Origin of the sequence: Streptomyces sp. NPDC053076, assembly GCF_044546845.1 — a bacterium.
In the GTDB taxonomy this organism is placed as follows: Bacteria; Actinomycetota; Actinomycetes; order Streptomycetales; family Streptomycetaceae; genus Streptomyces.
The window spans coordinates 83,565-95,748 of record NZ_JBITZL010000010.1 but is presented as its reverse complement, the minus strand read 5'-3'; the positions used below and the strand labels follow the sequence as shown (position 1 = coordinate 95,748).

General features: G+C 71.8%; 7 protein-coding genes and 1 tRNA gene. 4 read left to right on the top strand and 4 right to left on the bottom strand.

Annotation, left to right across the window (positions count from 1 at the left end; genetic code table 11):
* Nucleotides 1-54 precede the first annotated feature (54 nt).
* A tRNA-Thr gene (locus tag ACIGYR_RS32850) sits at nt 55-128 on the top strand.
* A gap of 206 nt (nt 129-334) precedes the next feature.
* Here the strand turns inward: ACIGYR_RS32850 and ACIGYR_RS32845 are convergent.
* On the bottom strand, nt 335-3,172 hold the full coding sequence (locus tag ACIGYR_RS32845) for an NACHT domain-containing protein (protein ID WP_399606617.1): 2,838 nt from the start codon (nt 3,170-3,172) through the stop codon (nt 335-337).
* 194 nt (nt 3,173-3,366) lie between these two features.
* Here ACIGYR_RS32845 and ACIGYR_RS32840 point away from each other — a divergent pair, with 194 nt between their 5' ends.
* From ACIGYR_RS32840 to ACIGYR_RS32830, 3 genes are all read left to right on the top strand, one after another.
* Entirely contained in the window at nt 3,367-3,489 is a 123-nt protein-coding gene (locus tag ACIGYR_RS32840) for a hypothetical protein (RefSeq protein ID WP_399606619.1), read from the top strand.
* Between the two features lie 301 nt (nt 3,490-3,790).
* Nucleotides 3,791-4,684, top strand: coding sequence for a glycosyltransferase family 2 protein (locus ACIGYR_RS32835; protein WP_399606622.1), 894 nt, complete (start codon nt 3,791-3,793; stop codon nt 4,682-4,684).
* Nucleotides 4,685-5,227: 543 nt separating this feature from the next.
* Nucleotides 5,228-8,830 carry a BTAD domain-containing putative transcriptional regulator gene (locus tag ACIGYR_RS32830; RefSeq protein WP_399606743.1) on the top strand — a complete coding sequence of 1,201 codons (3,603 nt, stop codon included), beginning with the start codon at nt 5,228-5,230 and terminating at the stop codon, nt 8,828-8,830.
* Between the two features lie 143 nt (nt 8,831-8,973).
* Here the strand turns inward: ACIGYR_RS32830 and ACIGYR_RS32825 are convergent, their stop codons facing one another.
* From ACIGYR_RS32825 to ACIGYR_RS32815, 3 genes are all read right to left on the bottom strand, one after another.
* Nucleotides 8,974-10,662 (bottom strand): bifunctional 3'-5' exonuclease/DNA polymerase, encoded by a 1,689-nt coding sequence (locus ACIGYR_RS32825; protein WP_399606625.1) that lies wholly within the window; start codon nt 10,660-10,662, stop codon nt 8,974-8,976.
* A gap of 48 nt (nt 10,663-10,710) precedes the next feature.
* Nucleotides 10,711-11,457: a Clp protease N-terminal domain-containing protein gene (locus ACIGYR_RS32820; RefSeq protein ID WP_399606629.1), complete on the bottom strand. Its 747-nt coding sequence runs from the start codon at nt 11,455-11,457 to the stop codon at nt 10,711-10,713.
* A gap of 73 nt (nt 11,458-11,530) precedes the next feature.
* Nucleotides 11,531-12,157 carry a LysE family translocator gene (locus ACIGYR_RS32815; protein ID WP_399606631.1) on the bottom strand — a complete coding sequence of 209 codons (627 nt, stop codon included), beginning with the start codon at nt 12,155-12,157 and terminating at the stop codon, nt 11,531-11,533.
* Nucleotides 12,158-12,184: the final 27 nt, after the last annotated feature.

The window sequence follows — 12,184 nt, the reverse complement described above, 5'->3', positions numbered from 1 at the left end:
GGAAACTGTGTAGACTTACCGACGTTGCTGATCGCACCATAGTGCGGGCAGCGCGCCGCTTTAGCTCAGATGGCCAGAGCAACGCACTCGTAATGCGTAGGTCTCGGGTTCGAATCCCGAAAGCGGCTCTGACAAAGGCCAGGTCACCTTACTCGTGACCTGGCCTTTTGCGTTACCGGGGGCTGCTTTTGTGTTACCGGGGGCTGGGAGTCATCGGTCGGGGACAGCTGTCTGTCGGACCGGCGCGCCCCGTGCACAGCAACGCCATGTCTGTGATCCACGAGATCTCGTCCGCCTTGGGACCAAGGAAGTCGGAGCGCGGGCGTTGTGACGGTCACGGGCGTCGCGTGAACGTGGCCTGGAGTCTTCCGGAACCGTCGACGCCGGTCGTGGTCTGCCAGTGCAGAAAGAGGGATTCCGTTATCTGGTTGCCCAGGTTCTCGGTGTCGGAGACCTCGAGCCGGAACGTGGTGACCCCGGTCCGGCTCTTCAGGCGTTGCAGGAGGGACGCGATCTGATCGATTCCTGTGACGTAGTCCGGTCGGGCCGACAGTTCCCTCAGAGCGGGAAACTTCGTGCTCAGGTGCTCCACCTCGATCTCGGACACCGGGCCGGCCGTGGTCACCGCGGTGATGGACCGGCGAGTCTCCTCGGGCATTGCCGCCACCAACTGCCATGCCGTGAGGCCGGGAGAGCCGCATCGGACCTCCGCGTGCAGCGTTTCGACGGAGGGCAGGAGGAGCTGCTGGAACGAGCGGCGTTCGACCCGGCCGATGATGGAGAGCGCCCGCAGCGTCGAAGGAACGGTCAGTCCGCTCAGTTCCGGCGTCGGGTCGACGAGCGTCAGCTCACGCAGGCTGTCCATCTGCCTGACCGGCTCGTAACTAGGCACCGGGCCGTCGATCCGGAGCCGGACGAGGTTGGTGAGACACGACAGGTACGGAAGCAATTCCGCGTCCGCGGTGAGCCAGCTGATCTCGGACAGAGCGGACAGCACGACGCGGGCGTACTCCCCGCGGTCGAAATCGTTCCACATCTCGATCAGTTGGCGCTCGATGGCCAGGTCGAAGTGTCTGGCGTAACGGGCCAGGACCCGTAGGGCGGCCGCGCCGCCGACGAGACGGCAGGTGTGCAGGATCGCCTCCACCTCATGCACCCCCAGTCCGGACGCCGGCGTGGGCATCTGGTCCAGCGCCACCTCACCAAGACAGGCCAGCGCCTCCGCCTGCTTCCTGTCCTGGGGAGGGATCAGCTCCCGTGCCCGCGTCTGCGTCTCCCGCCGCAGCTCGGCGGCGAGCGAGGGCGCGTTGCCCGCGCAGTCCACGGCGAGCACGATCAGCCGCACGCGATGGGTCTTGTCCCTGCGGGCCCGCTTCAGCAGGGCCTTGACGAGATGGTTGCGTTCCGAGTCGCGTGCCCGTCCGGAGGTCATGACGACGACGTCCTGCCACTGGTCCTCGTGCGCGTGCTTGATCAGGAAGTTGAGGTCGTCGTCGTTGAGCAGCTGCTCCGCGGCCAGGTACTCCTGGAACGTACGGTGCACGAAGTCGACGCGGCCGACAGCGGGAGCCCGCAGCAGGCCGGTGCGGACGAGAAGGTGCTGAGCAACGGCAGCCGGGTCGAGCGTGTCGTCCAGGGTCTCCCTCAGATAGCTCCCCACCCGTTCCGTCAGCTGCTCCAGTGAGACCTCGGTGAGGTCGTTGCGGATCATCCAGTAGGCGAGCTTCCTGAGGATCAGCTCCTGGACCCCGGTGCTGAGGCGGACGGCGTCCCCGGCGATGTTCCGCTGCTGATCACGTCGTACCAGCAGCATCTCCAAGGCTGCCTCGAAGAGCTTCAGCCGGTCGTTGGGGAGGTGCATCTCCCGGTCCCAGTGCAGTGCGCACAACAATGCGCAGAGAAGTGGGTTGCTTCCGAGCCGGCGTAACTCACGGCGCTCGGCCATGCTCCGCACGAGGGCCTTCTCGTGTTCCCGCAGCCGGTCCCGTTCCTGCTCGTCGCTCACGGCCGACTGCATGGTGGTGTGCCAGTGCGAGATGAAGAGGTTCTGGTCCGACAGGCTCATCGGAGTGAGTTCCAGCGACAGGAAACCGGTGTCGGCGAGCCACCCACTGTCGATGGCGGCCTGCCGAGACGTGATCACGTAACGGCACTTCTCGTAGCTGTGCGTGAGTTCGCGCAACCAGTCCCGGACTTCCCCCCGCCGCCCGCTGGGCAGCTCGTCCACGCCGTCGATCAGCAGGATGGCATGGCCCGATTCGAGAGAGTTCCGCACGAAGTCCCGCGGCGCGGCGGCGGCCAAGGTCCGGGCCGCGTAGTCCAGGAACTGCTCCGGCGTGGGCAGTTCCCTGGCGAAATGCCGCAGGGGGACGAAGAAGGGCACAGCCCGGTTCCACATCTCCATGGGGGTCGGCAGCGTGCTGTGCATGGCACCGACGGCGATCCACTTCAACAGGGTCGTCTTGCCCGACCCTGCGTCTCCCCGGATCAGAACGCGCCGGGAGCGTGCGATGGCGTACTCCACCCGCAGGGGCCCGCTGTCACTGCCGTCGTAGGAGGCCGGTGCCGGAGTCCGAGCCTGGGGCTGGTTCTGCGACGCCGGAGTCCGAGCCTGGGGCTGGTTCTGCGACGCCGAGACGTGCCGCACCGCGTTGAGACTGATGTACGAGGTACTCATGCGATAGCTGAAGTCCTGCTGGCGCAGGGTGACACCGAAGAGCTCCATCCGGTCCAACGAGGCCGTCATGCACCGGTAGTACTTGGCGAGGAACGCTTCCTCCGCCTCGGAGCGCTGCTGAAGCGCAGCCAGATCGGAATCCCCTCGAGGTTTCTCCGGCGTATTACGGCTGATCTTCGCCACCTGCTGGGCGGACTTCGCCCGAATCCAGCGGTCCGCGCACTCCAGCCGGGTCGCGGACAGGGCACTGGTGGTCCCGCCCGCGTGCAGAACACAAGCCTGGGCGACTGCCACCGCCACGTCGAGCGACGGGAGACTGCGGCCCTGCAACGCCTTTCCCAACGTCGACTTCGGCACCTGATGCCCACGCGGCACCTGGCCGGTCAGCCTCGACAGCTCCTCCAGGGTGGGATCGCCGCTGCGGACCTTCAGCCCGACGAGCCATGCCGCGAACTCCGCCTCCGGCAGCAGTCCGCCCCGAGACTCCTCCGCCATGCTTCGCCGCCCTCCTCCTCGCGCGCGTCGGCCCGGGCACGCCCGTCCACGCCCGTCTCACGTCGTCCCCACCGGCACCCACTTTTCCACCCCGCTGGGATCCCGAGGCCCGTTCGGCGCCAATGGGACACACGGCGATCGCAGCGACCGCCGCGGCAGGTGGAAGAGAGGACGGAACGACAACCGTGGAAAGCTTGAGTGCCCTGACCGACGCCCTTACGGCCCTGGCCCTGCTGATCGACGTCACCCTCCGGGTCCACACCGCGGTGCGGGATGCGCGCCGACGGAAGGCGACCTCGGAGGACGGCGCGTCGTAACCGGCAGCACGGGGCAACGGCCCGGCGGGCGGCCGGCATCGCGGCTCCACTGGAACCCCAGGTCAGCGGCATCCGGCCTGGGGTTTCGTCGTTCCTTCGGCTCGGTGGCGGCGCCGTGCGCGGGTCGCGGGGGGTCCGTCGACGGCGAGGACAGGGAAACACGACCATAAAACCGGATCAAAGACGCGGCAAAGTGAATCGGCGTCCGGTGAACCCGGGGCCCTGAGGCAACATCTTGGTGAACGGCGGGCAGTGCGCGGTCGGGTAGCGCTGCCGCCGTCGGCCGGATGGGGTGAGGAACGTGGTGGAGCCGAGGATCGCCGTCGCCGTGGTGACGATGGGCAACCGGCCCGCCGAGGTCGACGCCCTGCTGGAATCCGTGGCCAAGCAGGACCTCGCCCCCGCCCGCATCGTGATCGTCGGCAACGGCTGCCGGCTGCCCGAGTTCGCCCGCCGGCTCTCCCTGCCCGGCGAGGTCACCACCATCGACGTCGAGGAGAACCTCGGCTGTCCCGGCGGCCGGAACGTCGCCCTCTCCCGGCTGCGGGCCCTCGGGGACGTGGACGTCGTCGTGGAGCTGGACGACGACGGGCTGCTCGTCGACCCCGACGTGCTGCGCCGGGTCCGCGACCTGTACGCCGCCGACCCCCGCCTCGGCATCGTCGGCTTCCGTATCGCCGACGAGCACGGCGAGACCCAGCAGCGGCACGTGCCCCGGGTGGGCAAGTCCGATCCGCTGCGCGGCGGTTACGTCACCGGATTCCTCGGCGGGGGGCACGCCCTGCGGATGGCGATGCTGGCCGAGACCGGGGACTGGCCCGCCGAGTTCTTCTTCGCGCACGAGGAGACCGACCTCGCCTGGCGGGCCGCCGACGCCGGCTGGAAGATCCTGTACGCCCCCGAGCTGCTCCTCCAGCACCCCCGGACCTCACCGGCCCGGCACGCCATCTACTACCGGGTCAACGCCCGCAACCGCGTCTGGCTCGTCCGCCGCCGCCTGCCGCTGCCGCTCGTCCCGGTGCACCTCGGGGTGTGGACGCTCCTCACCCTCGCCCGGACCCGCTCCCTGCCGGGACTCAAGGCGTGGTTCGGCGGGTTCGCGGAGGGGCTGCGGCAGCCGGCCGGTGAACGGCGGCCCATGCGCTGGCGGACGGTGTGGCGGCTTACCCGCCTGGGGCGTCCGCCGGTGATCTGAGCGGGGAAACGGACCGGGTGCGGCCGGAGTTCGGGTGCGGCCGGAGTTCGGGTGCGTGGCCAGGGCCGGGCATGCTCACGATCGATCCGGGCGGGCGGCCGAGGTCGGCCGCGGTAGGGCGCGGTCAGGTCCTGGTGAGCAGCCGGGACACGAAAACGGGACGGGGGCCCCGGTCGTTCACCTCCGCCGACCGGGGCCCTTGTCGTCCCCGGATCCGGCCTACGGCGACACTCCCCCGAGTTACGCGACATACGCGCGCGCCGTCGGGCCAGATCCGATGGAATGATCACATCAGGATTCGCCAACGGATCGCTAACATGTGGCCAACGGTTCGTCGGCGGGCCGCGAACCGGGTGGCTGGAAGTCGTCCGGCGATAACGGCAACGGCCCGTGGGAGGGGCGGATTCCGATGCCGTACAGGCAGACGGAAGGTGGCGGGAAACCGCTGTGGACAGGGCGGGATTCCGCCAAGCAACGGCGGGCACAGGCCCGCTGCGGAGTGCGGTCGACCCCGACCGCGTCGGAAGGCTGTGAAGCGGCGTGATGCGGCGGTGCGCGCTGCGCTTCGGACTGCTGGGACCGCCGGTCCTCTACGACCGACCCCCGTACGGGATCTCGTACGACACCTCTTCCGGGTCCTTTGGCGACACCCCTTCCGGGTCCTCCGGCGACATGGCTCCCGGGTCTTTCAGCGACACGGCTCCCAAGTCCCCAGGCGACACGGCTCCCAAGCCCGTCAGTGACACCTCTCCGGGCGTCAACGGCACCTCTCCGGGCGTCAATGGCGGCACCTCTTCCGGCGTCAACGGCGACACCACTCCCGCTCGTCCCGCCGAGAAGGCCGGCGCCGACGCGCTGGACAACCACGTCCACGCCATCGGCAGTCCCAAGGTCCGCGCACTGCTCGCCGCGCTGCTGCTGGAGCCCGGCCGGGTCGTGTCGGTCGAGTCGCTGAAGGACGCGCTGTGGGGTGGCGCGCCGCCCATGTCCGCGCAGGCATCCCTGCACAACCACGTCACCAGGCTGCGCCGACTCCTCGACGACCCCGAGCGGCTCAGGGCCGTACCGCCGGGCTATGTGCTGCGGGTCGACCCCGGCGAGCTGGACGTGTACGTCTTCGACGCCCGGGTCGCCGAGGCGCGTTCCGCGCACGCGCGACGCGACTGGACGGGTGTCGTGCGGGCCTGCGCCGCCGCGCTGGCGCTGTGGCGTGGCACCCCGCTCAGCGGGCTCCCCGCCGACATCGGCGGCTACGCCCTCGTGCGGCGCCTGGAGCAGGCCAGGCTGTTTCTGCTGGAGTGGCGCTACGACGCCGAACTCGCTCTCGGCGGAGCCCGCTTGGCCGCCCTCGTACCCGAACTCGCGGCCCTGGTCGCCGAGCATCCGCTGCGCGAGGCGTACCACCGTCAGCTGATGCTTGCCCTGCACCGGACCGGGCGCCAGGCCGAGGCCCTCGCCGTCCACCGTGATCTGCGTACCCGCCTGGTGGAGGAACTCGGCATTGAACCCGGCGCGGCGGTGCGCGAGGCGCACGTCGAGGTGCTGCGGGGGAGCGACGACGGACAGCGACGGCCCGAGGCCCGAGGAGACCGGCAGCGGAGGCCCGAGGCCGCCGGCGATCGGCAGTGGCGGCCCGAGGCCCCCGGCGATCGGCAGCCGGCCGGCCGGGACGGTCAGCCGCGGCAAGGCGAGTTGCCCGCCGACGGGGTCAGGGGTGCCTCGGTCCCGCCGGTTCCCGTGGACTCCGGGACCTCCACGTCCCCTGGGGCCTCCACGTCCCCTGGGAGCTCTGCGTCCGCCGGGGCCTCCACGTCCCCTGGCATCTCTGCGTCCGCCGGGGCCTCAGCGTCCCCCGGGGCCTCTGCGACTTCTACGAGCCCCCGGGCCTCTGAGACAGCTGACTCCCCGCAGAACGGCGCCGTCCCGGCCGCGCGGCAGACCCCGCGCCCGGCCCAGCTGCCGGCTCCGCCCGCCCATTTCACCGGCCGCGGCGACGTGTGCCGCGAGCTGGGCCGGGCACTGACCGAGCCGTCCGCGCCGGCCCCCGCCGTCGTGGTGATCAGCGGCATGGCCGGCGTCGGCAAAAGCGCTCTGGCCCTGCACGTCGCCCATGAGCTGCGGGAGCGTTTTACCGACGGTCAGCTCTACGTCAACCTCCACGGCGCCACCCCCGGCATGACCCCGCTCGCCGCCACGCGGGCGCTCACCGCGCTGCTGCGCGACCTCGGCGTCGAGCCCCGGAACATCCCCGAACACCCCGATGCGGCTTCCGCGTTGCTCCGTTCACTGCTCGCGCCGGCCCGCATCCTGCTGTTGCTGGACGACGCGGCGAACGCGGCCCAGGTGCGACCCCTGCTGCCGGCCGGGCCCGGCTGCGCGGTGATCGTCACAAGCCGCTCGCCGCTCACCGCGCTCGACGGCGCCCGCCGCTTCCCGCTCTCCCCGCTGACCGGCGAGGACAGTGCGGCGCTGCTCCGCGCGGTGAGCGGACGCCCGGGCCTGGACGCCGCCCACGCCCTGGTCGAGCTGACCGGCCGGCTTCCGCTGGCGCTGCGCGTCGTCGCCGCCCGGCTCGCCGCCCGCCGGGCCCTCACCCCGGACGTCCTTGCCGGGCAACTGGCCGCCACCGGCGGACGGTTGCACCACCTTGAGTACGACGACCTGAGTGTGCGCCGGTCCCTGGCCGTGGCCCATGACGCGCTCGCCGCCGCCGAGCGCGAGGCCGACCGGGACGCGGCCCGCGCGCTGCGCCGCATCGGCGCGCTCGACCTGCCGACCTACGGCGCCCCGCTCATCGCCCGGCTCACCGGCACCGACGAGCGGCGGGCCGAGGCCGCGCTGGACCGCCTGGTCGACGTCGCCCTGCTGGAGGAGACGGCGTACGGCCGCTACGCACCGCACGACCTGGTCCGCGACTTCGCCCGCGAACTGGCGGACACCGCCGACACGCGGACCGCCGCCACACCCGCACCCGGGGCCGCCACCGGGGCTCCCGACGGCACCGACGCCCCCACCACCACCGACCTCCTCGCCCTCCGCTGGTACGCCGCCGTGGCCGAGCGGGTGTTGACCGCGGTCGTCGGGCCCGGGCTCGACGAGGACGACCGGCGGCGGCCGACCGCCGCGCAGCCGGCCGCGCACACGGCGGAATTGGCCGCGCTGGGGTTCTTCGGGTCGGCCGAAGAAGCATTCGCCTGGGGTGAGGTCGAGCTGGAGAACGTCGTCGCCCTGGTGGCGCGGAACGCGGACACCGACGATCCGCGTACGGCCGCCCACCTGTCGGTGCTCGCCCGGCTGCTCTTTCCCTATGTGCAGCGCAGCGGCCGGGTCGCCGAGATGGAGGTGCTGGGACGGGCCGCGCTCGGTGTGGCACGGCGGCTCGGGGACCCGGCGGCCGAGGCGTACGCGCTGGGCGATCTCGCCGGACTGCATTTCCTGACGGGCCGACAGAACGACGCCCTCCTCCTCACCGACCAGGCCCTGGAGATCTGGGCGCGGCTGGGCACGGCCTCCCGGATCCGCCGCTGCTTGAACAACCGCGGGCTGCTGCTGCAAGGGCTCGGGCGGTTCGAGGAGTCGGGGGAGGCGCTGCGGCAGAGCCTGGCCTACTCGCGGTTGCTGAACGACCCCTACGGTGAGGCCGTCACCCGCAGCCACCTGGGCAACCTGTACGAACACACCGATCCGCGCGCCGCCATCGAGCAGCACCGGCACTCGCTGGCGATCGGGGACGCGATCGGCGCGGTCATCGTGCGGCACTCGGCGCACTGCAACATCGGCTACGCCCATCTCACGCTCGGCGAACCGGACGAGGCCGCCCGGCACTTCGAGGAGAGTCTGCGCATCCTCGGCGGCCACAGCGACTGGCACGGCGAGTCCCAGACCCGGCTCGGCCTGGTCCGCGCGCTGCGGCAGCTGGGGGAGTCCGAGCGGGCGGCCGGCGAGTGCGCCGAGCTGCTGCGCCGGGCCGACGCCCGCGCCGACCGCTACATGGGCGGGCTGGCCCTGCACCAGCACGGGTTCCTCCTGCGCGAGCAGGGGCGGCGGGCGGAAGCGTACGACGCCTGGCGCACGGCACGAGCGGCACTGGACGGCACGGACGAGCAGGCCGTGCTGGTGGAGCTGCGAGAGCTTCTGGCGGGCTGACCGGTGGGTCGGGTGGGGTTGGCTGAGCTTTCGGCGGGTTGATCGGCGGTCTGGTGTAAGCGCGGGAGCTTTCGGCGGGCTGATCGGCGGTCCGGTGTAAGCGCGGGAGTTTCTCGAAGGCTCACCAGGTCATGCGGGGCGGCTCACTTGGCGTCGGCGTAGCACTGCACCACCGCCGTCGTGAACGGGAACCGCACCGGTGTCTCGCCGAAGGTCAGCCGGCCGGCGAGGGCGGCGGACTCGCGGATGGCCTGGACGACGGCGTCGGCCTCCTCGGCGGGACAGTGCACGATCACCTCGTCGTGCTGGAAGAAGACCAGTTCGGCCCTCAGCTCCGCACAGGCCCGGCGCAGCGCGGCGAGGAGCAGCAGAGCCCAGTCGGCGGCGCTGCCCTGCACGACGAAGTTCCGTGCGAAGCGGCCCCGCGCACGGGAGTTCGTGGAGGCGTAACCGGGGACCCAGCCGGCCTGCCCCTCCGGTTCCTCCTCGCCGACCGGGATGCCGGCCTCCTCCGCCGCGTCCTCACCCGACCCGGCGGCCGGCGGGCAGGTGCGGCCCAGCCAGGTGCGCACCAGCCGGCCCTCCTCGCCCGCGCGGGCCGCCTCGTCGACATAGGCGACCGCCTTGGGGAAGCGGCGGCGGAGCGCGGCGAGGTTCTTCAGACCGTCGCCGGAGGTCTGGCCGTAGACCGCGCCGAGCACGGCGATCTTGGCCTGGTCCCGGTCGCCGGAGAAGGCGCGTTCGGAGACGGACTGGTAGAGGTCGCTCTCGCGGCCGGCCACCTCCATCAGGCCGGGGTCGCGGGAGATCGCGGCCAGCACGCGCGGTTCCATCTGGTCGGCGTCGGCCACCACCAGCCGCCAGCCGGGGTCGGCGACCACGGCCCGGCGGATCACCTTGGGGATCTGCAGGCCGCCCCCGCCGTTCGTCACCCAGCGCCCGGTGACCGTGCCACCGGCGATGAACTCGGGGCGGAAGCGGCCGTCGCGCACCCAGTCCTGCAGCCAGGACCAGCCGTGGGCCACCCAGATGCGGTACAGCTTCTTGTACTCCAGCAGGGGCGCGACGGCAGGGTGGTCGACGGACCGGATCTCCCAGCGCCGGGTGGACTTCACCTTGATCCCTGCCTGCGCGAAGGCCCTGATCACGTCGGCGGGCAGGTCCGGACGCACCCGGCGACCGAAGGCGGCGGACACCTCGTCGGCCAGCTCGGCGAGGCGGCGCGGTTCGCCGCCGCCCGCGTACCGCTCGCCGAGCAGGGTGTGCAGCAGCTCGCGGTGCACCTCGGCGCTCCAGGGCAGACCGGCGTGGTTCAGCTCGGCGGCCACCAGCATCCCGGCCGACTCGGCCGCGGTCAGCAGCCGCATCCGGTCGGGATGGGCGGTCTTCTCGTGCCGTCGCAGCTGGTCGGCGTAGACCGCGAGCAGGTCGGGCAGGGGCAGGCGGGTGCCGGCGGGCTCGAACAGCGGGGACTGGGCGCCCGGTTCGGCCGCGCGCTGCGGCGGGTCGGGCGGGACGGGGCCGCCGCGGAGGCGGGCCAGGGCGGCGGCGGCCGAGTGTGGCTCGCCGTACCGGCCCTCGTGGCCCAGCAGGAGTGTCTCGGCGTCCTCGACGTCGTAGCACCGCTCCACTCGCACCCCCGTGGCGAGCAGACGCGGGTAGACCTCGGGGGTAGACCGCCACACCCAGCGTGTCACCTCCGGGCGGCTCCGCACCGCCGCGGCGAGTTCGCTCTCCCGCCGCACCGGTCCGGCGGGCAGCCCGTCCGGGCCGAGGGGGGCGACGTACACGCCTCCGTCCTCGGCCGGTGCGAGAGCCCACCGGTCGGTCATGAGTGCGAGTGTGGCAGGGAGGTCTGACAATCACGCTGACCTGCGGTTCTATTCCCGCGAGCCGTCTGCGTCGGGCTTCCCTTCCCGCAGCAGCGCCAGCATCGCGGTGAGCCGCTCCTCGGTGGCCGCCTTGGTGATGCCGAGGCCGCTGAGGACGCCCTGGCCGTTCTCGTGCTCCAGCAGGGCCAGCAGGAGGTGCTCGGTGCCGATGTAGTTGTGGCCGAGCCGGAGGGCCTCGCGGAAGGTGAGCTCCAGGACCTTCTTGGCCTCGGGGCCGTAGGGGACGAGGCCGGGGACGTCGTCCGCGGCCGGCGGCAGCGCGGCGGTCGCCGCCTGACGTACGGCGTCCAGGAGGACGCCCTGCGCGGTGATCGCCTTCGCGGCCAGGCCCTCGGGCTCGGCCAGCAGGCCGAGGACCAGGTGCTCGGGGCGGCCCTCGGTGTTGCGGGCGGCCACGGCCTCGTTGTGCGCGGCCATGACCACGTTACGCGCGCGCGGGGTGTAGCGGCTGAAGCCCTGGCTGGGATCGAGGTCGGCGGATTCCTTGGGTACGAAACGCTTCTGCGCCGCCTGCCGGGTCACGCCCATGCTCCGGCCGATGTCGGTCCAGGACGCGCCCGAGCGGCGGGCCTGGTCGACGAAGTGCCCGATCAGGTGGTCGGCGACGTCACCGAGGTGATCGGCGGCGATCACCGCGTCCTGGAGCTGGTCGAGGGGTTCGGGGTGGACCTTCTTGATGGCGTCGATGAGGTCGTCGAGGCGGACGGATGCCGTGAGGTTCGGGTTGCTCGCCATGGTGTCAACCGTAGGTTGCCACCTTAGGGGTGTCAACCATTGGTTGACACCCCTCCTGGCGTGGGTTCCGGCCCTACTTGGGCGTGGCGGCCAGCCGGACCGCGAGCCCGGCGAACACCGTCCCGCTGAAGTAGTCCAGGCCCCGCGCCACCCGCCTGCTGCGCCGCAGCAGCGAGGCGAGCTTGCCGGAGAGCAGTCCGACCGAGCCGTCCACCAGGAGGCCCATCACCGTGATCGTGCAGCCCAGCACGAGGAACTCCTCCCGTACGTGCCCCAGGTCCGGGTTCACGAACTGCGGCAGGAAGGAGACGTTGAAGAGGATCACCTTGGGGTTGAGGAGATTGGTGACGGCGCCGCGCCAGAAGGCCCGTCGGCGCCCCTTCCCCGGCGCCGGCCCGGTCCCGGCCGGCTCGCCGTCGCCGCGGAACGCCCTGACGGCGAGGAACAGCAGATAGGCCGCGCCCGCCCAGCGCAGCACGTGGTAGAGCGCGGGCAGGGCCAGGAACAGTGCGGACAGACCGAGCGCCGCGGCGACCGCGTGCACGAACATCGCGCACGCCACACCCGCGGCGGCCGTCACCCCGGTCAGCGGGCCGCCCCGGCCGCCCACCGCCACGATGAACATCATGTCGGGCCCTGGGGTGACGCAGAGTGCGAACGCGGCGATCAGGAACGCCGCGTAGAGAGAGGTGTCCATCATGCGGCCATGCTTGGGGCCCGTCCGCGC